This window comes from Streptomyces sp. NPDC002640 (assembly GCF_053592575.1).
Genome location: NZ_JBSFVZ010000024.1, coordinates 1 through 21,478, shown reverse-complemented (window position 1 = coordinate 21,478; position 21,478 = coordinate 1). Strand labels below are relative to the sequence as shown.

Below are 21,478 nucleotides of genomic sequence, written 5' to 3'. Positions count from 1 at the left end.
CCGCCCGCCGCGTCACCAGTACACGGCGTTCTCCATGCAGCCGAAGACCTCGTGCCACTCGCTGTGCTCGTCGGCGAAGGGCAGCGGGTCGACGTTCCGGACGCGGGCCTTTCCGGCCTCGACGAGCGCGGCCAGCCGTTCCTCCTCGTCGGGCCGCCCGACGACCGGTTCACAGGCGCGGGCGGTCTCGACGGCGACGACGACCGTCCTGACGAAGGACGACAGGTCGGCGTGGAGGAGCAGGGGCCGCAGCGGGCCCTCGGTGAACTGGTAGACCTTGCCGGAACGCGGGTCGGCCCACACCGTGTTGACGGAGAAGTGCCCCAACGGCACCCAGTCGTCGACCTCGGGCCCGACCTCCCAGCCGGCCGCCGCCAACTCTTCGTAGTCGCCGGTGAGTTCCGGGTCGTAAGCGACGGGGACCCGGAACTCCAAGCCGTACTCCTCGACCCCGGGCACCCCCACGGTGGCGAGAAGCTCCACGTCGGCGCCGTGGAACCCGTACCGCTCGGCCACCCCGGCGGGCATCCGGTGCACCGTCCCGTCGACCCCGGCCGCCCGCTCGACCTCCGCGCGGGTCACGGTGAACAAGGGCGCAGGGGTCACCAGCTGCTCATCATGGGTATCGATCCGCCGCCCGGCCCGTGCTTCGCGTGCCACTTCTCCAGCTCCCGCCGGTACGTCCGGTGCTGGCTGTCGTCGACCTTGCCGCCCGAGGGGGTGTGCTCCTGGTCGTATCTGGCGTGGTGCATCACCTTCGGGTCGTTCTCGAAGAACTTGTCCAGCCATCCCTCGCAGCGCGGTGACTTCTGACAGGGCTCCCTCTCCGTGTAGACCGCTTGGACCTGCCGTTGTCTGTCGTTGTGCAGGATGGGGTAACCCAGGACGCGCTCCGAGTGCGGGCCGGAGCCGCTGTCGCCGACCAGGATGACGCGGTTGCCCTTGTCGTCGACGTACTGGGCCGCCGCGTAGTTTCCGCCGTTGTAGTCCTTGCGTGCGTACCGGGCCAGCTGGGTGGCGTGGGCGAGCGGGTTGTACTTCCCCGGAGGCAGCTTGCGGGACCGCACCTTGTCCTTGTGCGACCGGGGCAGGGTGAAGTTCCGGTTCCGGCGGCCCGTGGGCCTCCAGTAGGTCCCGTCGTCCTGGAGGATCTGCCCGACCAGCGGCTCGCTCTTCGAGATCGGCTTGGACGTCGTGCCGTTGTCGTACAGCTCGACCACCGAGCCGTCGGCGTTGAGGAGGTACATCCGCTGCTCGGGGGTGCGCAGCCGGTCGATCTCCTCCTTGGTGTCGAGGTCCCGGTCCTTCTGGTCCTTCTTGGCGCGCTTGATGTCCTTGCCGTGCTTCTCGACCGCGTCGAAGACGTCGTCGATCTTCTTGTCGACGAGGTCCTCGCACTTGTCGATCACCGTGGCCAGCTTGTGGAATCGGCTGTCCTTCTTGACCGACCCGCGTCGCTTGCCTCCGCCGGTGCGGTGGTTCTTCTTCTTGCCGTCGAAGTCGTCGCGCGCCTTCTCCAGATCACCCGCCGCGAGATCGAACTCCTCCTCGACCAGGGACAGTTCGTCGTCAGGACCGCCGTCGGCCGCCGGCTCGGGGTCCGTCCCGTTGAGCCGCATCCCGTCCTGGGCCTGCGGGCCGACCTGCTCGACGAGGATCCGCTCCAGCTCGGCGAGCACCTTCGCCTCGATCTTCTCGGTGACGATGTCGGTGATCATGCCGATCGCGTAACTGATCGCCTCCTTCACGGCGAGCCGGCACGCGGCCACCGCCGCGGCGCTGAGGGCGGCGCTGGCGCCCAGGGTGAAGACCGCGCCGACGATGCCCGCGGTGGCGGTCGCGGCCGTCGCGGTGAGTTCGGCGATGCAGACGTACTTGCAGCCCTCGATCAGTCCCGCGCACTCGTCCAGGGCTCCGGCGAGCGTGTCCAGGGCGTCGGCGAAGGGGCCCAGGTCCTTGCCGGCGAGCTTGGTCCATCTCGCGTCGATGGCGCTGACGGCCTTGCCCTTGCTCCGGCCGCCGACCAGGTGCGAGTGGGCGGTGTTGCCGTCCTTGACGGCGTCCCTCAGCCCGGTGGCGAGAGCCCGGTAGTCGTCGGCGGAGGAACGGATCTCGTCCTCGTCGATGTCCGGCCAGGCGACGCCGATGATGTCCAGGACCTTCACCAGTTCGTCGGGCAGCATGATCCCCACGTGGCGCGCCTCTCCCGTGCGATGGCGTGTCAACTGTCCTTTCACGCTGCTGCATCGCATGACTGTTCGTCAACTACGTACCTGCGCGGGCGGTTGCTGTGTCAGACCTGTGCCGTACGCCCGCCGTCGCGGGGAGGGATTGCCGCGGCCCGCGGTCGCCTCGTCGCTCCTGTCCCGGTCACGGAGTGACGGACTATCGTCGTACCGTCAGGCCGCCGATCTCTGTGAGGTTCTTCCATGTCCGCCGCAGAACCGGACCCGCTCGTCGCTCAGTTCGGGCAGGACGGGCTACGCCGCATCAGGACGGCCGGGGCCTTCGACCTGCGTCTGCCGGAGTCCGCCAGGGCCGCACTGGCGGAGACCGGCATCCCCCGACGGGTGTCGCGCTACTTCCTCGCCTCCGCCCAGGACGAGGCGCTGACCCTCGGCCCCTGGCTCACGCACCACGGCCTGTCGCGTGCGGAGGACGACCGGGACTCCTGGCTCCGCCTCGGTGGCGACGGACTCGGTCACCTCTGCGTACGTCCGGACGGTGCGGTGCAGGCGGTCTTCCCGGACGGGGACGCCGACGACCTGTTCGTCGCCTCCCACGTGAGCGGCTTCGCCGCCGCCCTCGCCGCGCTGGACCGGCGGTTGCCCGTCATCGCCGCGGCGAACGAACTCTCCCTCGCCGCCGCGGCGTTCCGCGAACTCAACGCCGACCTCCGGCGGATCGACGCGGAGGCCTTCGCGCAGCGCGAGGGCTGGTTCCCCCGCGTCCTGGACGACGTGCGCCACACGCTCAACTTCCCCTTCTCCGCCGCCTTCGAGTACCTGGACGCCCAGGGCGCCAAGCAGGTCGTGACGGACGCCACCGGCCCGGGCAAGGCGCACCCCGAGGAACTGATCTGGGAGAAGCTGGCCGCCGCGGGTGTCGAGCCCGAGCGCGTCCGGCGTGTGTACTGCGAACTCGAGCCGTGCATGATGCCCGGGCACTACTGCGCGGTGTGGATGCAGACGCTCTTCCCGCACGCCGAGTTCACCCACAGCCACGACTACGGGGAGGACGCCGAGTCCCGTGAGGCGGGGATGAAGGAGATGATCACCGAAGCCGCGCGCAAGGCGGGCCGCCTGTGACCGCCGGAGGAGCGTGGCCGCGCCCGGGCGCCGGACTGGAACCGGCCGCCACCGCGCTGCTGAGCTGGCTCGCCGACCCCAGGGCGCCGCGTCTGTGCGTGGTGACGGGCGGCGCCGACAGCGGGAAGTCGCTGCTCCTCGCCTGGCTGGCGTCCAACGGCACCCGTGCCGACGCTCCGGCCGAACGCGGGGTGCACGCCGTCGTGCCGCTGGAAGGGCTGGGGGAGTACGCCGTCACGTGGGCGCTGGCCGAGCAGTTGCTGCTCGCCGCGCGCACGCCGGCGGAACTCGTCGCCGCGCTCGAGGCCGACGGGCGGCGGACGGTTCTCGTCCTGCCGGACGTCCACGCGGCTCAGGACCCGGCACGGGTGGCCGGCCTGGTCGCGGCCCTGGCCGAGGTGAGCTGTGTCCGCGTCGTCGCCGAGGCCCGTCCCGGGACACCGGCGTCCGAGGTGCTGCGGGTGCGGCCCGCGGCCGTGATGGACCTCGACGACGCCGTCTGGCGGGACGCCGCCCGCCACGCGGCGTGGCTCGAGGAGCAGACCGGGCAGACACAGCAGGCGGGGCCGGCCGGGCGGGCGGGGCAGGGAACCGCCGCCCCTTCTCCCCGCACCGCCCCGCCACCCCGCACCGACGACCCCGAGGCCGTCTGCCTCGCGGATCCCTACGCGGTCACGTCCGTCTACGAGGCGGACCCCGACCCGCGGGGCGGACTGCGGACCGCCTGGCTGCGTGCCGGGCGCGCGCTGCTGCGGGAACAGACACCGGCGGAGCGGGCGCTGACGCTGCTCTGCTCCCTGGGCGACGAGGCCGACCCGCGCCTGGCGCCCGCACTGGAACGCCTGGCCGCGGACGCGCCCTGGCGGCTGCTGTGGCGACGGGTGCGGGGCGACGCGCTGCCGCCCTGGCCCGGTCCCGCCTTCGCCCTCGGCACGGGCACCGGCGCGTGGGACGCACACGCCGTGGTCGCCGATCACGAGGGAGTGCTGCGGCTGGTCTCCCTGGCCGACGGATCACCTGCGGGACGTCTCGCCCAACGCGTCGAGCCGCAGCCCGCGGCCGTGGCCTGCCTGCCGGACGGGGGCCTCTGGGCCCTCGACACCGCCGGCAGGCTGCGGGGCATCCCCCGGGAAGCGGCTCGGCAGCGGAGTTCGGGTCTCGACGGCCTGCGGGGAGCGGACCGGTCCGGCCCGTTCGAACGGGCGGCGCGGGCACTGGAACGGCACCTGCCCGCCGCGCACGTCACCGCGCTGGACGCCGTCGGGAACCTGCTCGCGGTAGGGCTCGAGGACGGCACGGTCAGGGCGTTGCCCCTGCAAGGGGCCGAAGAAGCCGAGGAAGCCGAGGGGGCCGGTGGGACCAGGGAGACCGGGCACGCCGGAAGGGCCGGGGAAGCCGCGGAAGGAACCGCGGTCCACCAGGAGGCGCTCCACTCCGGCGCCGTCACCGCCCTGGCCCTGCTGCCGCTGGACACCGCCGCGGACGGCGGTGACGGCGGTCCGTCCCCCGCGGCCCTGCTGTACAGCGGCGGCGTGGACGGCCAGGTGCGGGCCTGGGCCCCGGGCGTGGACGTCCTGGCCACTCCGGTCGCCCGCCGCCCCTGCCCCGTCACCGCCTTGACCGTGGTCCTCGGCCCGGCCGGTCCCGCGCCGGTGGTCGCCTGGGGCGACGGCAGGGTGGACCTGATCGAGCCGTCCTCCCGGGGCGACCGCTCGCTGCACGTCGGCGCGCCGGTCGGCGCCCTGGCGGGTACGCCCGGGGGAGCGGTGCTGGTGGGCACGGACCAGGCCCTGCTCTGCCTCGCCCCCCGGTGAGCGCGCGCCCCGCCGGCAGGGGGCCGGCCCGCCCGGGGCCGCCGCCGTAACACGTCGTGGGTGGCATCCGCACCCTCGCACAGCCATGAAAGGATCCGGCTGCGTTCCGCGCCCACCGGGCCGGACCGCACGCCAGGGCAGAGGAAGGACCCGTCACCATGTTGTTCCCGGTCACCCGCGAGGACGTCGAGCAGGCAGCCGACACCCGTGTCCACCGCCTCTCCCCGGACGTGGCGCGCCGCTACGGCTTCTCCGGGGAGACGGCCCGGCTCCTCACCGAGGTCGGCATCCCGGAACTCCACCGCTACGGGCTGCGGTTCGAGCTCCCCGAGGAGTTCGACCCCGAGTGGGTGAACAAGGCGGAGGAACTGCGGGAGGACGGGTGGGAGGTGGGCCCCGAGGCCGACACGTGGGTCTCCGTCGGCTACTTCCCGACCGACCACGTCGTCGTCGACCCCCGTACCGGCGAGGTGTACCAGCTCGCCGAGGCCGAGCCGGTCCCGTTGCGCATCCACGCCGACCTGTCCTCGTTCCTGCGGACCATCGTCGTCGCCGCGGAGACGGGCCGGGCATGCGCGGCGGTCTCCCGCCTGCCCGACGAGGTCGAGCGCTGGAACGCCCTGTCGGACCAGGGCCGGGCCACCGTCGAGGCCGTCGACCCGCTGCCCTTCGCCCACGAGGAGAGCGAATGGGTCCGCCTCTTCGACAGCATGGCCGCGGGCATGTACTGGTAGCGCCGGGGCGACGGCCCTAGCGCTCCACGGACCGCTGGGGCGTGGCCCAGGCCTCCGGCGTGAAGACCTGCGCCTCCTCGTCCCACGCCGTCTCGTCCTCCCCGAAGTCCGGGGCCTGGAACGGCTGGGTCGCCGGGCGGGGCGAGGGTGAGACGGTGTGGCGCCGGTCCGCCCCGTCCGGGGCGGAGAACAGCGAGGACGATTCGATGAGGGGACTCCCGTTCGTGGGCGGGCGCGCACGGACGCGGGCCCGGGTGCCGTGGCCGGGCACTGCGGCGGTGAGGAGGACGAGGGTGGCGAGGGGCCTACGGCTTCAGAGCTTGCTCATCTTGGAGTAGGGGCTCAGGATCCGCTCCTGCGTGGGACCGAAGTCCACGAGCGCGGCGATCCCGTCCTCGATCCCGACGACCCGGCCGAGACCGTACAGGTCATGGGTGACGCGGTCGCCGACGGCGAAGTGCTTCAGGGGTGGCGCGGCCGGGGCCTTGAAGGGGCTGGTCGGCAGATGGCGCTTGGGTGCAGCTGACTTAGTCATTGCCGCCAGTATGCGCCTGTCCCGGCCCGCCCGGCAGCCCCTACGCCCTGTGAGATGCGCGAGGCCCCCCGGCGTGGTGCCGGAGGGCCTCGTTTCACATGCCGCGGGGCGTCCCGCCGCCCGACCGTGCATGGTCGTCCCGTCGCCGGTCCGCGGTCGTCAGATCTTGACGCCCTTGGAGGCGAGGAACTTCGCCGGGTCGATGGCCGAGCCGTAGTTGGCGGTGGTGCGGATCTCGAAGTGCAGGTGAGGACCGCTGGAGTTGCCGGTGTTGCCGGAGAGGGCGATCTGCTCGCCCGTCTTCACGGTGTCGCCCACGTTCACCTGGACCTTGGACAGGTGGGCGTACTGCGAGTAGGTGCCGTTGCCGTGCTTGATGACGATGGCGTTGCCGTAGGCGGGGCCGTCACCGGCGCCCCAGCCACCCGCCTTGACGACGGTGCCGGCGTGGGTGGCGAAGACCTTGGTGCCGGTCGGGACGGCGAAGTCCTGGCCGGAGTGCTTCGACGCCCACATGCCACCGTTCTGGGCGAAGCTGGCGGACAGCTTGTAGTGCTGGACCGGGTCGACCCAGGTCGGCTTCACGTCCTTCTTGGCCGTGGCGACCGCGTGGGTGCCGGCCGCCGGGGCGGCCGCCTCGGGGGCGCCGGCCGCCGTCGCCACTCCGGCGCCGAGTACGACCGAGGCTCCCAGGCCGGCCGCGACGACCGCGGCGCGGGTGCGGAGGGCGGAGGTACCGGTGGAGCGGAGCGAGACGCGCTGGAACATGCGGAACCCTTTGGCTCGGAGATCGGGACTGCCGCCGGTGAACCAGGACGGTGCCCGGCGACGGGTTCATTGGTAACCGGGGGGTCGGCGGCTTGACAAAGGTGTGATCTACTACGTTCCTTCGTTAATCAGCCTCTACACTCGGGAAGAGGGGCATAAGCAGTCAAAAGCGAAGAAAACGGAAACCCGCAGGTCGAGCCCCGGAAATCGCGGGTGTCCCGCCCGGCCCCGGCCCGCTCCCGCCCGCCGAGCCGTCCCCTAAGCCGCTTAGTACGTGACCTGGACCCTATGGGCCACCTCACCGGAAACGGCGTTTCCGAGCGGCCGCGAGCGGCTCCGCCGGACCGCCCGGCGCACCCGCCGCCGCCGTTTGCCGCACGTTCCGGAGGGGACCCGCCGGTCCATGACGACCACCCCCCGTCGCCGCAGGCTGCGGCAGAACCGGATCCTGTGGCTGCTGGACCGCGTGGAGCGCGACCCCAGGGCGGACCAGCTGATCGAGAAGATCCGCGGAAACGTCAAGGCACTCCCGCTGGGCAGCGGCCGGGACGCCCTGCACGGCAGGTGGCTGGGCCACCCGGTGCACCCGCTGATGGTGCAGCTGCCGATCGGCAGCTGGATGTCCGCCGCCGTCCTGGACCTCTTCCCCGGCCGCTCCCGCGACGCGCGCCTCCTGATCGGCGTCGGCCTGGCCACGGCCGTCCCCGCCGCCCTCGCCGGCGCCGTCGACTGGGCCGAGCTGCACCGTCAGCAGCAGCGCGTCGGCCTGGTCCACGCCTGGGCCAACAACGCGGCCGTCGCCCTGTACGCCGCCTCCTACGCCTGCCGGGCCAAGGACGGCGCGGGGCGGCGGAGCACCGCGGGCCGCGTCCTCGGCTTCCTGGGCCTGACCGCCGTCGGGATCGGCGGCATGCTCGGCGGCCACCTCGCCTACCGCCAGGCCTCCGGCGCCAACCACGCGGAGGAGGTCCCGCACCTGATCGGCGCGGGCTGGCACCGCGTCGGCGCGGTGGCGGACCTCCCCGTCGGCCGGGCGGTGCGGCGGATGGTCGACGACGTGCCGGTCCTCGTCGTCCGCGAGCCGGGCGGGCAGATCCACGCCCTCTCCGACCGGTGCAGCCACCTCGCGGGCCCCCTCGCCAGCGGCACGGTCGCCGACGGCTGCGTGGAGTGCCCCTGGCACGGCAGCGTCTTCCGTCTCTCCGACGGCTGGAACGTCCGCGGCCCGGCCACCGCACCGCAGCCCGCCTTCGACACCCGCGTCGTCGACGGCCATGTCGAGATCGCCCTGCGGCAGTGGGACGACGCGCCGGGAGCGACCGCGGGCGAGGTCCCGGCGGGGACCGCGGCCGAGGACTGACGCGCGGGGCGCCCGTGCGGGGCGTCCGCCCGGGACGTCCGCCCGGGGCGGGGCACGGGCGGCGCGGGGCACGGGCGGCGCGGACCGGTCGCCCGGGGGCCGGTCGCCCGGGGGCCGTGCGGCGCGGGGGCGGCGGCCGGGACCGCCGCTGTCCCCGGTGCCGTCCCCGCCGCCGTGCCCGGTGGTGGGTGAGGTCCCCGGCGACGGGTACTCGCCCGCCATGATCCAGCGCGCACTGTGGCAGGGCCTGGTCGCCGGCACCGCCGGAGCTGTCGTGATGACCCTCGGCGAGAAGGCCGAGCAGACCCTCACCGGCCGCCCCGACTCGTACGTCCCCGCCCGCGTCCTCCAGCGCCTCACCGGCCGGCCCGCACACCCCACCCCCACCCGGTCGCTCGCGGCGAACTGGGCCATGCACCACGGCCAGGCCGCCCTCCTGGGCGTCCTGCGCTCGGTCATGTCCCAGGCAGGCCTGCGCGGACCGCTCGCCTCCGCCCAGTTCGCCGTCCTGCGCCTCACCACGGACCAGATCCTGGAGAACGCGACCGGCGTGGGCGCCCCGCCCACCACCTGGCCCCGCCGGGAACTCGCCGTCGACCTCCTCCACAAGGCCGTCTACGCCTTCACCACCGGCGCCGTCGCCGACGCCCTCGCCGCCCGCGACGGCCTCGGCCCCGGCCAACGCCACGCCGCCGCCCGCCCGGGCCGGCGCTCCGACGTGGGCCCGGTCCCGCCGCGGTGACCCCGGGCCCGGAGCGGCCTCAGCCCTCGCGCCCGTCCCCCTCGTCCCGCCGCGGTGACTACCCCCGCTCCTCCCGTTCCGCCGAGGTGGAGCTCATGCCCGGGTACCGGTCCCCGGAGACCCGCCCCGCCACCGGCTCCAGCAGCTTCAGCTCCTCCGCGTCCAGCCGCACCGAGGCCGCCGCCGTGTTCTCCTCCACCCGCGAGGGCCGGCGCGTCCCCGGGATCGGCACGGCGGTCACCCCGTGCGCCTCCGCCTGCGTGTGCACCCAGGCCAGTGCCACCTGCCCGAGGGTGAGCGAGCGGGCCTCCGCGATCTCCCGCACGGGGGCGAGCAGTTCGGCGTTCCGCGCCGCGTTCTCCGAGGTGAAGCGGGGGAGCGTGCGCCGGAAGTCGTCGGCCGACAGTTCGTCGGCCGACGCGAACGAGCCGGTGAGGAAGCCGCGCCCCAGCGGCGAGTACGGCACCAGCGTCACCCCGAGCTCGGCCGCCGCCGGCACCGCGGACCGCTCCACGTCCCGGCTGAACACCGACCACTCCGACTGCAGCGCCGCGATCGGGTGCACCGCGTGCGCCGCCCGCAGCTCCGGCCCGGTGACCTCACTGAGGCCGAGCTGCCTGACCTTGCCCTCCCGCACGAGCTCCGCCATCGCCCCGACCGACTCCTCGATCGGCACGGCGGGATCGCGCCGGTGCATGTAGTACAGGTCGATCACCTCGACCCCGAGCCTGCGCAGGCTGCCCTCCACCGCCTCCCGGATGTACGGCGGGTCGTTGCGGATCCCGCGCCAGGAGGGCCGCTCCGGGTCGAGCTGGATCGCGAACTTCGTCGCCACGGTGACCTCGTCGCGGTGCGCGGCGACGAACGGCGCGATGAACCTCTCGTTCTCCCCCATCCCGTACATGTCCGCGGTGTCGTACAGCGTCACGCCCAGTTCCAGCGCACGCTCCAGCGTCGCCCGCGCCTCGCCGACGTCCGTCGGCCCGTACGCGAAGCTCATGCCCATGCACCCCAGCCCCTGGACACCGACCTCCGGGCCGCTGCCGTCCGGGCCGAGGCGAACCTTGTCGAGAGTCACCGTGCCATACCTCCGTGGCATTCGTCCGATCGGGACGCCGCGAGCCGCGCACGCCCCGTTCCCGTCGTGGCGTCCACGCTAGAGAGACGGCACGCCCTCCGCGCAAGAACGCCGGGCCCGCCACGCCGGGCCCGCCACGCCGCGGCCACGCCGGGGCGCGTCCTGACGGCGGCGCGGACCCGGAAGCCGTTCGTCCGTCTCGTGAAGGTCCTGAGGTGGCGTCGATTTCGTCCGGATATTCGACGGGACCCCGGGGTACCCGCTCGCCACGGCGCAGAGCCGAGTCCGGTACGCGGCCACAGCAACGGAGATCCAGATGAAGGACCGCCGCCCAGCAGACCTGCCGCTCGCGCCGGTTCCGGCGGATCCGTGGGCCGACCACGTCCTCTCCCACCGGTACCGGCTGGGCGCGAAGATCGGTGCGGGAGGCATGGCCGACGTCTACGAAGGCGTCGACACACGCCTCCAACGGCCCGTCGCCGTCAAGGTCTTCCGCCCCGGCCCGCAGCCGCAGACGGAGGACCGGCTCGCCGAAGAGGCCGTCCTCCTCGCCCAGTTGCACGGCCCCGGCCTGGTCACCCTCTACGACATCGGCCGCCGCGACGACCGCACCTACCTGGTCATGGAGCTGGTCGACGGCCCCACCCTGGGCGGCCTCCTGGCCGGCGGCGCCCTGCCCCGGGCACGCGTGACCGCCCTCGGCGCGGCCCTCGCCCGGGCCCTGGCCCACGTGCACCGGTCCGGCATCGTCCACCGTGACGTCAAGCCGTCCAACGTGCTGCTCGACCGGGACGGCGCCCCGCACCTCGCCGACTTCGGCATCGCCCGCCTGGTGGACACCACCCAGCACACGGCCCCCGACGTGCTGACCGGCACCGCCGCCTACCTGGCGCCCGAGCAGGTCGAGGGCGGACGCATCGGCCCCGCCGCGGACGTGTACGCGCTGGGCCTGGTCCTGCTGGAGTGCCTGAAGGGGAAGGCGGAGTACACGGGCACCCCGCTGGAGGCGGCCATCGCCCGCCTCCACCGCCCGCCCGCCATCCCCGACCGGCTCCCGGCCGACCTCGTGGCCCTCCTCCAGGCCATGACCGCCCAGGACCCCGCGGCCCGCCCCGACGCCGACGCGTGCGCGCGGACCCTCGCGGCCCTGACGGCCGCACCCGACCCGCACCCGTCGCCTGCCGCGTCGCCCGCACCGACCGCGTCGCCCGCGCCGACGGGGACGCCCGCGCCGACCGCCGCGGCGGCCGGGGTGCTCGCGCCACCCGCGTTCGCGGCGCCCGCGCCCGCATCGCCCCCTCTCGCGGAGCCCGCACTCGCATCGCCGCCGTCCGCAGCGCCCGCGCTCGCATCGCCCCCGCCCGCATCGCCCCCGCTCGCGCATGCGCCGCGGGCGGCCGCCCCGGACGCCGAGCACGCGATCACCCGGCGCTCCCGCCTCGGAGGCCCCCGTCACCACCGCCGCCTGGCCGTGGGCACCGTCCTCGCCGCCCTCACCGTGGCCCTGGGGACCACCGTCGCCGTCGCCCCGGGCACCAGTGGCACCACCGAGGACCCCACCTCGGCCGCCGCCGCCCCGGAGCGCCGCTCCTCACCCGGCGCCGACCCCGAAAGCAGCCCGGTGTCCGCCCCACCGACACCCCGTATCCGCCCCGCCTCCGCCACCGCGGGCGAGGCCACCCCCGACACCCCCGACCGGACCGCCCGAACCCACCGCGCCGCCCCGGCCGTGGAACGCGGCCCCGACGCCCGAGCGGCGGCACCGGCAGCCCGTGAAACGCGCGACGCCGAAGCCCGCCGCCCACACACCTCCGAGAACAAGCCCGCCCAGCCCGGCGACAGCGCCGGCAAGGGCAACAGCGCCGGCAAGGACAACGGCAACGGCAAGGGCCGCGGCTGACCCAGCACGAGGCCCCACCACCCGGCGGTCACAGCAACTGCGGGTACGGGCAGGGCTCCAGCGGATCGTCCGGACGGTCCGACCACTTCCACCAGACATGCCGACGGGCGCACCCCCATACCGCACGGCACACCCGTCGACCGTCCTCCTTACGCAGACAGAGCGCCATGGCGCCGACCTTGAGCGGCTCACCGCACTCGGGGCAGGGAGGAACGGAACGGTCCGACATGCCGAGCAGGCTACCCGCGAGACCCGGACGGCCCGTTACCCCCGATCCGGTGACCGAGCGCCCCCGCAGGCGTTGTGCGCATCGGACCCACCTCGCCGAGCCGGAACTGATCCGGTGCGACGACTTCGACGCCTTCTTCGAGGCCCGGCGGAAGGTGCCGCAGGAACACATCGCCGCGGCGATGGGCAAGCTGGTGGTGGACGACCACATCCCCGGCCAGCGCCCGGAGGCGGCGATCGCGGCGGCGGAGGCCGGGGTCGCCGCGGGCGTCTGACGCCCGCCCCGGCCGACGGGAACCGGTCGGGTCCGCGAGAGCGGCCCGGCCGGCCCGCACATCACCCGGCCTGCGGAACGATCCGCAGCGCCCGGTACTCGTACCCGTCCTGCAGGAAACCGGGGGCCTCCCACCGGAGCAGCACCACCTGACCCGGCGACAGTGTCCGGAAGCCGGGCTGCTCGATGTGCGAGTAGTGGCCCCAGCAACCCCCCGGCGTCTCCGGCGAGTCGAGCACGCCCCATCCCTCTTCGTCACGCCATTCGCGGACCGTCGCGGTCACCATCGGTACTCCATGGCCCGATCCTAGGGCGACGGAAACGGAAGCCGGAGCGGCGGCGGCCGCCTCAGTCCGCCTCAGGCCGCCTTCCGCCAGACGGTCATGTCCGCCGTGAGGAAGGCGAGGTCCGGCATCGCGGTCGACTTGACCTGGATCACCATCAAAGCGATGTCTCCGTCGGAGTTCTTGACGCAGATCTCGGAGCCCTTGGCCATCGCGGCCAGCGGGAGCGTGCGGGCCTTCGCGTGCTCCAGCATCATGCTGCACGTGTCGAAGCTGCCCTGGCCAGGATCGCCCGGAAGCCAACTGAACACCGCGGAGTCGCTCTTCAGCTCACAACCGACCTCCTTGCAGCCGAACCGGATCTCGCCCTTGTCACCCGGCAGTTGCTCCTTCGGGTCTTCGAGGTCGACCGACTTCTCGGCGTCCACCCACACCTGGGCGTACGGCGTCGCTACGGGCTTCTCCGGCGTCCCCGGCAAGGAACCCGAGCCGTCGCCCGCGCCGTCGCCGGCGCCCTCCACGGTCTTGCCGTCGGCCGCCTTCGAGCCGCCCTCCGCCGCGGAGTCGGCCGCCGATCCCGCCGAACCGCCCGAACCCGCCGCGTCCTCCGGCGACCCCGACTCCCGCGCCTCGACGCGCCCGTCCCCCGAGTCCGCGGCCTCCCCGACGGCCAGGCGACCCCACCCGCCGCTCACGTCCACGACCTTCCACGCCAGGGCGGCCACCAGCAGCGCGCCCACCGTCACACCGACACCGGTGAGCAGCGCGGAGCGGCGCCGACGGGGCGGCTGCCACCCCGGCGGGGGTCCGGGCCACGCCACCGTCGGCTGGGGAAAGCCGTCCAGCCGCTGCGTGGCGACCAGCGGCACCCGCTCGGACGCGGGCGCCGGCACGGCGACCTCGGGTCCGGCGATCTCCCGCCAGGCGAGGGGCGCCCCGGCCCCGGCCGTGACGCCGCCGTCCACGCCGTCGGCGCCGTCCGCACCGTCGGCGTCCTCGGCGTCCAGCCGTTCCCGGCACCACTCCACGACCTCTGCCGGGGTGGGCCGCTCCGCCGGATCCGTGGCCAGGCAGCGCGCCAGCAACGGGCGCAGCGGCTCGGGCAGCTGGGACAGGTCGGGTTCCGAGTGCACGATGCGGTACAGCAGGTTGACGGCCGACCCTTCGCCGTACAGCGGTCTGCCCAGCGCCGCGAACGCCGCCGTCTGCCCCAGCGCGAAGACGTCCGTCGCCGCCGTGACCTCCCCGCCGACCGCCTGCTCCGGGGCCATGAAGGTGGGCGTCCCGATGGCGCCGCCCGTGGCCGTGTACGCGGTGCCGTCGGCGGCCATCGCGATGCCGAAGTCGATCACCCGGGGCCCGTCGGCGGCCAGCAGCACGTTCGACGGCTTCAGGTCGCGGTGCACGATGCCCGCACCGTGGATGGCCTGGAGGGCCTCGGCCACCCCCGCCATCAGCCACAGCACCGCCGTCACCGGCAGCGGCCCACGCCGGGCGACCGCCTCCGTGAGCGAGGGCCCGGGCACGTACAGGGTGGCCAGCCAGGGCGGCGTGCCGTCGGCGTCCCCGTCGATCAGTTCCGCGGTGTACGCGCCCCGCACGCGCCGGGCCGCCTTGATCTCCCGGCCGAACCGGCGCCGGAAGTCCGGGTCGTCCGCCAGTTCGGGGCGTACGACCTTGATCGCCACCGGCCGCCCGCCCTGCGTGTGGGACAGGTAGACCACGCCCATGCCGCCCGCCCCGAGCCGCGCCGCCAGCCGGAAACCGGCCACCGTTGCCGGGTCCTCCGCCCTCAACGGCTGGAACACCTCCGCCGTCCGGCTCATACGGCCACCCCCCCCAAGTCTGATGATCGTCCCCGAGCAGCAGCTTAGAAGAGGGCCGGCGAGGCGGTCGTCGGACCCCTCGAAGGACCGCGGGTCCCGTCCCCCTCAGGACGGGACCCGCGGCCCCTGCGTGCGATCACCCGGCAGACGTCAGCCGCTGACCGTGATGGTCGAGCTGCCGCTGCTCTGGTAACCCTCGGTCGCCATGACCATGTAGTACTTGAACTGGCCGAGGCTCATCCCCGCGCGGGCCCAGGCGTCGAAGTGGTTCCCGGTGGTGATGGTGCCGGAGCCGCTGGTCACCTTCGACTGCCGGACGCTCCAGTACTGCTGGAACGTCTTGGTGCCCTCCACGGACGGGGCGTTGTACCGGGTCGTCTGGTAGATGTCGTACGTGCCGCCGTCGCTGTAGACCGTCCCCTTGTGGGTGCCGGTGGGCCGGTAGCTGCCCCAGTTGTCGACGATGTAGTACTCCACCAGCGGGTTCGAGGTCCAGCCGTAGAGGCAGCCGTAGCCGTTGCCCGACGGGTTGAAGTAGCCGGTGTAGCGGACCGTCCTGCGGCCACCCGTGTTCCAGCCCTTGCCGGCCACGAAGTTGCCGCAGTTGGTCCACCGGGTGCTGTAGCTGCCGCCACCGTTGAGCGTCATGGAGACGGAGCCGCCGCCGTCGGTCCAGAACGTGTAGTACATGCCGTCGTAGCCGGTCTGGTTGGTGGTGATGGTGGTGGCGGCGTGGGCCGTGCCGGGCAGCAGGAGCCCCGAGGCGGTGGCGAGTGCGGCGGCGCCACCGCCGAGGAAGCCCCGTCGGCTCAGGCCGGGGGGAAGGATGCTCTGCCGGCTCTGGTCCTGCTGCTGCGTGCCGTCGTCCTTGCGCATGCTGTCCTCCGGATGAAGGCAGGTGGGGGACCGGACGACTGTTGCCGCCCGGCGGCCTTGCGTGGAACGTGGCGGGGGCACCCGCCGTCGTGCGGTACCGACCGACAGGCGTCCCCGCTCACCCGACGCGGCGAGCGGGACGACGGACCTCGGTCGTCGGCGGGCCACAGTTTTCGTAGAGCCGCATGGACCTGTCAACGCTTTCGACATTCTTTCGGAAACGTATCCAGCGCGGCCGCAATGCCCTGAACCGGCATCACCCCAGCTTAGGCAAAGAATCGACCGTCCCCGCATCTCCGCTAGGTGGCATTCCGTGCCACGCGAGGCGAGAATGTGTTCGGACTTCTCGAAAGTTTCGCCAACCTGCGTGCTGCTCTCCGGGTCGCACGCCCACCACTCCACTCAGGAGCACCGGTTCCTCGATGCCCTCGGCCGGGAGCCGCTGGGCGCGGATGCCGGAGGGGCTGTCCATGACCCAGTCCATCGAGGGCGCTTCGGCGTAGCGGAGCGCCGCCGGGCGCGAACTCGTGAAAAAGGTTGTAACTCAGTCGTCGGAAGGGACGCGCCACAGGGGATCTGCGTACTGCTCCGGGCGTCTGCTGATGAGCAGTTGACGTAGGGCGTCCCTGTGGGAGCCGCTGAGGTTCAGGGCCTCGGTGATGTGGCGGAACGTCGTATGGGTGACTCCGCGGGCTCGCGCCTCCCTCTGGAACTGGTCGAGTCGAGCCAGTACGTCGTCGGGGTCCAGCTTCGTCGGCGGCCGCTCGGTGAGCCGTGCTGCCTTGTCGCGTTCGTAGTCGATCTCCGAGAAGCCGCAGATCTCGCGGCTGTGTGCCTCGGCCTCGTCCAGGGTGGCGGTTGTCATGATGGCGCGGGCCAGAGTGTTGCGGCTGACCGCCTCGTCCAAATCGACTTCGTGGACCGTGGGTCCTTCGTCGGTGAGGGGCACGGGAAGGCCGGCGTCGCGCACCTCGCAGATCCCGCGGGCACCTCTGGCTGTTGCGGCGAGCATGGCAGTGGCCTCTGAGGGGTGCCATTCCAGGATGCTGCCGATCGCCTCCACGTCCTCGGCCGTGAAGGTGTGGACGGGAGTGCCGAACAGGGGGCGCAGGTCGGCGGGGGAGATTTCACCGTCCAGTCCGGGGCCTGCGACCAGGAGGCGGATCGGGGTGTTGGCCTGGCAGCAGGCGGCGAGGGTGAGGGCGTCGGCGAGTGGGCTCTTGAGGGTGGGTTCGCCACCCTGGGCGAGGATGTCACCGCCGACGTCGAGCAGATCGACCGAGGCCGGCGCCAGTTGGGACACCAGCTCTTCGATCTGGCGGGTGATGCCCTCGGCGCCGTGGTGCGGGTCGAGCAGAGCCAGTGTGTGCGGGAGCTCTGCCGCGAGTCGGGGGAGTGTGGAGCCCGCCGGGGCCATCGGCTGCGCCTCGGCCGGCACCGACCAGACGGATTGAGTGACGCGTTCGAGTCGCGTGAAGCTGCCGGCTCCTCGCGGTCCTGGGAGGGGGTCGACCAGGAGGCGATCCCATGCGTACGTGAGGATCACGGCCTGGCCCGCGTCGCCGTAGAGGGCGGCATGAAGCATGGCGGCGGCGACTGCGTCGCCCCCTCCTCCTGCTGCGACGATCAACCGCGTCATGCGCTCAGAGTACGGATTCACGTGTTGGCCACTCACCCTATAGTGGCCAAAGGCCATAGCCACTTGGACGAGGAAGGGAGGGGAGATGCCGCACATCGAAGAAGCCCAGCCGAAGTATCTCCAGATCGCCCACTACATCCGTGATCAGATTCTTCGGGGTGACCTGCGACCGGGGGACGAGGTTCCCTCGGAACGGCAGCTCGCCGCGGACTGGAAGGTGTCCCGCCCCACGGCTGCGCGGTCCTTGGAGGCATTGAGCCACCAGGGCCTGGTGGAGAAGCGTCAGGGCTCGGGGACGTACGTGCGCAGCCTCGAAGTGAACCGACGGGCCCGCGAGTTGTACGGACGCGCACGGCAGACCGGGAAGATCTACACGCCCGGAGAGTATGCGGTGATCACATCGACCGGCTGGCTGGAGGCTCCGGACTACGTCGCCGAGGCGCTGGGGCTGGTGAAGGATCGCCGAGCCGTGCACCGCCGACGGGTGACGAACAACCAGGACGGTCCGATCAACTTGTCCACGTCGTGGTTCGCCGCGGATGTAGGGCAGCGGGCGCCGAAGCTCCTGGACCCCGAGCGGATCCAGGAAGGGACCCTCATGTACGTCGAGCGTATGACGGGGCGCCAAGGCAGTTACGCGGAAGACCGGATGTGTGCTCGGGCTGCCACGGACGAGGAGGCGGACGACCTGCGGCTGGAGCCGGGGGCCGCAGTGCTCGTCGTGCATCACGTCGTCTTTGATCTCCAGGACCGGCCCCTGGAGTTCGCCGAAGCCACCTACCCGCCGCACCGCTGGGCGTTCGAACAGGGCTACCCGCTCACCTGAGGGCGACTCGCCAGTTCCAGCGAACCGCTTGCTTCCCGAAGTGGCTAATGCCACCATCCAGTAAGTGGCTAAGGCCACTTGGAAAAGGGGCACGTTGCGGCGACTCGGCGGCCGATGCATGCTGCGCGGCCGGCTTGCTGCGGGTGGTGGAGACGCGGATGGAAGCACGTCGGCTGCCGACTGGGGCTGCCGCCCTCCGCAGCCAATGGCCGTGACCGTGCCGTGGAGCAGTGCTGCCTCGACCGTGACGGCAGCGGCGAGGAGTGAGCACGTATGGCCTACACGATTGACCGCTTCCCCTGTGAGGACGCGCCGCGGCTGGGAGCGATGACCTTGCATCCGGAGCCTGAGTCCGTTTCTCGTGCGCGGCGCTGGTTTCGGAGGTTCATCGCCCCGTACAGCCCGGTCTGCTCCATCGACGACTGCACGCTGATGATCTCGGAGCTGGTGACCAACGCTATCTGCTACGGGAAGGCGGATGATCCGTGGCTGGTGCGGGTCGAGTGGTATCGCGAGGGAAACTCGCTCCGTGTCGACGTGCACAACCCGGGCTTCCCGGCGAACGTGCGGCTGCGGTACCCAGAGGCGGACGAGGCCCACGGGCGAGGGCTGCTCCTGGTCGACTCCATCGCGGACTCCTGGCACTGCGGGCCCAGCCACCTCGGCGGAACGGTCGTCTCCTTCGTGGTCGCTGATGCCTGGCCGGCGTGATGGACAGCTGCCCCTCGCCCATTGCTCACGGGGAAGTGCCTCCAGGCTGCTTACCTGTTGACTTGGCCGATCTTGTTAGGCCGCGCTCGTGCGTATGAAGCGGAGCCGCCGAAGTACGTGCGCCTCGTTCGGGCGCTGCAGCAGGGGAGGGTGGGCAGCACGCCCGCGCCTGGCCCGATCGCGACCAGCAGTCATCGAACAGAATGACCCGGGGACGTGAGGCGCCGGCGACACGGCGCAACGTCGGCATCATCCGGACCCAAGTAGCCGAGCGCGCTGGCGACAGCGCCGCAGTCCCGCTGACCTGCCGCGCGGAGTGCCTCGCCGAACAGCAGGGCATCGCGCATCGGTGCATCGCAGACGTGCTCCACGAGTACGGGTAGGCATCCTCGCCCGCTACCGGGGTTTCTGGGTAGCGGGCCGGGGGGACTCGGTGGTGCTCGACTCAGCTCGTCAGACAGCCGGTCTCCGTAACAGCCGCTCCCGGCGGCACCTATCTGCACATACGCAAAGACCCCGTCCTCAGCGTTGGCGCTGATGGCGGGGTCTTAGGCACCTTCTGCAAGGTGCCCCCGGCAGGTTTCGAACCTGCGCACACGGCTCCGGAGGCCGTCCGGTATTCGGTCTCTGATCGGGCGCTGAGCAGCAGTTTCTTCCACCGCGAGTGAGACGCGGAGCGTAGCTGTATCGCAGATGGGGCGCAGGAGCCGGCGCGGTCGACTGCGCCCCCGCTTCGCTGTCAGGACCGACGTTGACTGCGGGGCTGTGTGGCCACTCGACGGCTGGCCGGTGGCCACTGCACGCTGTGGTCGGTCGCCGTGCCCGCGCGCTGCCGAAGCCGATAGCAGCAGGGCCCGCTAACGTTAGCGGCCCCGCTAGCGTCCAGCACTGGCGGTGACCAGGGTGTTAGCTGTTAGCGCCCCCTTGACTGCGACCTCCTATTCCGCCCGACAGGTGCGAGTGCGCGGGAGCTCCCAACCTGTCGGCGGGTGGGCCGCGTCGCGGGAGCGCGTCCAGCCGTCGACAGGTCGGAGACGCTCCGCTTGTACGGGGAGGCGCGCAGGGAGGTGCCGGGGAGGCAGGGAGTTCTCCCTGCGTGCCTCCCCGTATCTGACCTGCGTAGATCACGGTCTAGGGAGGCGGGGAGGCATACAGGTCAGACCCCCCGGAGACCCCTTCTGGGTGCATCGAGAACGGCATGTCCGTGCCTCCCTGAACAGCCGGTGCGGTCATTCCGTTTGTGCCGTGTGGGGTGAGGTGGGCAGCTCCCCACTGTGGGCGGTTGCGGGCGCGGGAGTCGGGGGCACCCTCTGAGGGCCGCTACTTCCGCTACTGCCGCTACCGTGCAGGTCAGGGGGCCTGATCGGGGTAGCGGGAACGGGTAGCGGTAGCGGCTACCGCTGGGCCGGTCGTCATTGCTGTGCGTCACGGGCGGCGTACCCGGCCTCTCCTCCCTCCAGAGGCCGCTACATCCGCTACATCCGCTACACCGCAGGTCAGGGATGCGTTTCCTGTAGCGGATGGGCGGCATGTAGCGGCTACCGTGCGTGGCGCGAGCCGTGCTTAGATACGGACTGTAGTCGTGGCCACCGTCCGGCGTGTAGTGCAAGGGCTGTGAGGAAGGAGGGCTCCCGGACAATCCCCTCCAGCGCACCATGCGGCGGCAGGCCGGGTCGAGCGACACAGTCGACCGTCGCGTCCTGGTAAACGCCACACAGGCCCGCCAGTTGCTCACGGCCGTTTCCTACGTCGGATCGTGGGATCGTTGCCGAGGGCGGCGCCTGGTGGCCTTCTACGCGGTCCTGTACTACGCCGGCCTGCGCCCCGCTGAGGCGGTGGGGCTCACGCACGTCGACTGCCACCTTCCGGCGTCCGGCTGGGGGGCGCTGACCCTGAGGGAGACGCGTCCCGTCTCGGGGAAGCAATGGACCGATTCCGGTGAGCGGCACGATCGCCGAGGGTTGCAGGCTCGTGAGGCCAACAGCGACCGGCCAGTGCCCATCCCGCCCGTCTTGGTCGCCATCCTTCGAACCCACTTGCAGACCTTCGGGACAGCCAGGGAAGGCCGGGTGTTCGGAAACGAGCGCGGTGGCGTAGTCGGATCGTCCACCTACTGGCGGGTGTGGGAGGAAGCTCGGGAGTACGTGCTCCCGCCCAGCCGGGTCACCTCGCCGCTGGCGGGCCGTCCGTATGACCTCCGCCATGCCTGCATTACCCGATGGTCGAACGCAGGGGTGCCAATTGCCGAAGTGGTCAGACGAGTTGGCAACTCGCCCGAAGTGATCCACCGCCGTTACCACGGCTGCATCGACGGCAACGAGGAAGCGGCCAACGCCAAAATTGCTGCGGCTCTGGAGGAGGAGGGCGACAGCTCGTGAGACGCCTGGACGGAAACGTGAAAGTTCCGCCGTACCGGTGACTGACGCCCTCCAGTGTGCTGACATTCGGTCATGGCTCTATCACTGTTTCCCCCTCCCCTAAGACGTCGTTTCACTTGGTAAGTCGGCGGTAGCCGATGAGGGCCGCGGCGATACCGACGAAGGCCAGGAAGTGCTCGGCCTTGCGCTCGTAGCGG

20 protein-coding genes and 1 tRNA gene are annotated in these 21,478 nt (G+C 72.2%); 10 read left to right on the top strand and 11 right to left on the bottom strand.

Annotated features, from left to right (window positions below; all coding sequences use genetic code 11):
- Window positions 1-12: 12 nt before the first annotated feature.
- Both ACWD3O_RS26950 and ACWD3O_RS26945 read right to left on the bottom strand, forming a co-directional pair.
- A complete protein-coding gene (locus ACWD3O_RS26950) occupies window positions 13-606 on the bottom strand; it encodes an SUKH-4 family immunity protein (RefSeq protein ID WP_451417675.1) in 594 nt (197 codons plus the stop codon).
- Complete coding sequence (locus ACWD3O_RS26945; protein WP_451417722.1) at window positions 603-2,183, bottom strand: WXG100-like domain-containing protein; 1,581 nt, start codon at window positions 2,181-2,183, stop codon at window positions 603-605. The genes ACWD3O_RS26950 and ACWD3O_RS26945 overlap by 4 nt, the downstream gene beginning before the upstream one ends.
- A 246-nt stretch (window positions 2,184-2,429) precedes the next feature.
- Between ACWD3O_RS26945 and ACWD3O_RS26940 the strand changes: the two genes are divergently transcribed.
- The 3 genes from ACWD3O_RS26940 to ACWD3O_RS26930 all read left to right on the top strand — a co-directional run bounded on the left by ACWD3O_RS26940 (window position 2,430) and on the right by ACWD3O_RS26930 (window position 5,856).
- Window positions 2,430-3,308, top strand: a complete 879-nt coding sequence (locus ACWD3O_RS26940; RefSeq protein ID WP_451417674.1) for a nucleic acid/nucleotide deaminase domain-containing protein — start codon at window positions 2,430-2,432, stop codon at window positions 3,306-3,308.
- Window positions 3,305-5,122, top strand: coding sequence for a hypothetical protein (locus ACWD3O_RS26935; RefSeq protein ID WP_451417673.1), 1,818 nt, complete (start codon window positions 3,305-3,307; stop codon window positions 5,120-5,122). Before ACWD3O_RS26940 ends, ACWD3O_RS26935 begins: the two co-directional genes overlap by 4 nt.
- Window positions 5,123-5,280: 158 nt before the next feature.
- Complete coding sequence (locus ACWD3O_RS26930; protein WP_356130567.1) at window positions 5,281-5,856, top strand: SUKH-4 family immunity protein; 576 nt, start codon at window positions 5,281-5,283, stop codon at window positions 5,854-5,856.
- 16 nt (window positions 5,857-5,872) lie between these two features.
- On the opposite strand, the gene ACWD3O_RS26925 is transcribed toward ACWD3O_RS26930, so the two are convergent.
- From ACWD3O_RS26925 to ACWD3O_RS26915, 3 genes are all read right to left on the bottom strand, one after another.
- Complete coding sequence (locus tag ACWD3O_RS26925) at window positions 5,873-6,127, bottom strand: hypothetical protein (RefSeq protein WP_451417672.1); 255 nt, start codon at window positions 6,125-6,127, stop codon at window positions 5,873-5,875.
- Window positions 6,128-6,169: 42 nt separating this feature from the next.
- Window positions 6,170-6,391, bottom strand: a complete 222-nt coding sequence (locus ACWD3O_RS26920; RefSeq protein ID WP_451410398.1) for a hypothetical protein — start codon at window positions 6,389-6,391, stop codon at window positions 6,170-6,172.
- Window positions 6,392-6,550: 159 nt separating this feature from the next.
- Window positions 6,551-7,159 carry a M23 family metallopeptidase gene (locus ACWD3O_RS26915; protein WP_451410399.1) on the bottom strand — a complete coding sequence of 203 codons (609 nt, stop codon included), beginning with the start codon at window positions 7,157-7,159 and terminating at the stop codon, window positions 6,551-6,553.
- A 403-nt stretch (window positions 7,160-7,562) separates the two neighbouring features.
- On the opposite strand from ACWD3O_RS26915, the gene ACWD3O_RS26910 reads away from it, so the two are divergent.
- Window positions 7,563-8,519, top strand: coding sequence for a Rieske 2Fe-2S domain-containing protein (locus tag ACWD3O_RS26910; RefSeq protein WP_451417671.1), 957 nt, complete (start codon window positions 7,563-7,565; stop codon window positions 8,517-8,519).
- A gap of 220 nt (window positions 8,520-8,739) precedes the next feature.
- Window positions 8,740-9,261 (top strand): hypothetical protein, encoded by a 522-nt coding sequence (locus tag ACWD3O_RS26905; protein WP_451417670.1) that lies wholly within the window; start codon window positions 8,740-8,742, stop codon window positions 9,259-9,261.
- A 58-nt stretch (window positions 9,262-9,319) separates the two neighbouring features.
- On the opposite strand, the gene ACWD3O_RS26900 is transcribed toward ACWD3O_RS26905, so the two are convergent.
- Window positions 9,320-10,360, bottom strand: coding sequence for an aldo/keto reductase (locus tag ACWD3O_RS26900; protein WP_451417669.1), 1,041 nt, complete (start codon window positions 10,358-10,360; stop codon window positions 9,320-9,322).
- Between the two features lie 295 nt (window positions 10,361-10,655).
- On the opposite strand from ACWD3O_RS26900, the gene ACWD3O_RS26895 reads away from it, so the two are divergent.
- Both ACWD3O_RS26895 and ACWD3O_RS26890 read left to right on the top strand, forming a co-directional pair.
- Window positions 10,656-12,239, top strand: coding sequence for a protein kinase domain-containing protein (locus ACWD3O_RS26895; protein ID WP_451417668.1), 1,584 nt, complete (start codon window positions 10,656-10,658; stop codon window positions 12,237-12,239).
- Between the two features lie 278 nt (window positions 12,240-12,517).
- Complete coding sequence (locus tag ACWD3O_RS26890) at window positions 12,518-12,742, top strand: hypothetical protein (protein WP_451417667.1); 225 nt, start codon at window positions 12,518-12,520, stop codon at window positions 12,740-12,742.
- Window positions 12,743-12,803: 61 nt separating this feature from the next.
- On the opposite strand, the gene ACWD3O_RS26885 is transcribed toward ACWD3O_RS26890, so the two are convergent.
- From ACWD3O_RS26885 to ACWD3O_RS26870, 4 genes are all read right to left on the bottom strand, one after another.
- Window positions 12,804-13,028 carry a cold shock domain-containing protein gene (locus ACWD3O_RS26885; protein ID WP_451410404.1) on the bottom strand — a complete coding sequence of 75 codons (225 nt, stop codon included), beginning with the start codon at window positions 13,026-13,028 and terminating at the stop codon, window positions 12,804-12,806.
- Between the two features lie 71 nt (window positions 13,029-13,099).
- Window positions 13,100-14,851 (bottom strand): serine/threonine-protein kinase, encoded by a 1,752-nt coding sequence (locus ACWD3O_RS26880; protein ID WP_451417666.1) that lies wholly within the window; start codon window positions 14,849-14,851, stop codon window positions 13,100-13,102.
- A 150-nt stretch (window positions 14,852-15,001) separates the two neighbouring features.
- Window positions 15,002-15,727 carry a glycoside hydrolase family 11 protein gene (locus tag ACWD3O_RS26875; RefSeq protein ID WP_356130586.1) on the bottom strand — a complete coding sequence of 242 codons (726 nt, stop codon included), beginning with the start codon at window positions 15,725-15,727 and terminating at the stop codon, window positions 15,002-15,004.
- Between the two features lie 544 nt (window positions 15,728-16,271).
- Window positions 16,272-17,366: a DUF1152 domain-containing protein gene (locus tag ACWD3O_RS26870; RefSeq protein WP_451417665.1), complete on the bottom strand. Its 1,095-nt coding sequence runs from the start codon at window positions 17,364-17,366 to the stop codon at window positions 16,272-16,274.
- An 85-nt stretch (window positions 17,367-17,451) separates the two neighbouring features.
- Here ACWD3O_RS26870 and ACWD3O_RS26865 point away from each other — a divergent pair, with 85 nt between their 5' ends.
- Together ACWD3O_RS26865 and ACWD3O_RS26860 are read left to right on the top strand one after the other, a co-directional pair.
- Window positions 17,452-18,192 carry a GntR family transcriptional regulator gene (locus tag ACWD3O_RS26865; RefSeq protein WP_451417664.1) on the top strand — a complete coding sequence of 247 codons (741 nt, stop codon included), beginning with the start codon at window positions 17,452-17,454 and terminating at the stop codon, window positions 18,190-18,192.
- Between the two features lie 273 nt (window positions 18,193-18,465).
- Window positions 18,466-18,903 carry an ATP-binding protein gene (locus ACWD3O_RS26860; RefSeq protein ID WP_451417663.1) on the top strand — a complete coding sequence of 146 codons (438 nt, stop codon included), beginning with the start codon at window positions 18,466-18,468 and terminating at the stop codon, window positions 18,901-18,903.
- A 567-nt stretch (window positions 18,904-19,470) separates the two neighbouring features.
- Here ACWD3O_RS26860 and ACWD3O_RS26855 read toward each other — a convergent pair.
- Window positions 19,471-19,542 (bottom strand) — tRNA-Arg (locus ACWD3O_RS26855).
- A gap of 1,145 nt (window positions 19,543-20,687) precedes the next feature.
- Between ACWD3O_RS26855 and ACWD3O_RS26850 the strand changes: the two genes are divergently transcribed.
- Window positions 20,688-21,281: a tyrosine-type recombinase/integrase gene (locus ACWD3O_RS26850; protein WP_451417662.1), complete on the top strand. Its 594-nt coding sequence runs from the start codon at window positions 20,688-20,690 to the stop codon at window positions 21,279-21,281.
- Window positions 21,282-21,478: the final 197 nt, after the last annotated feature.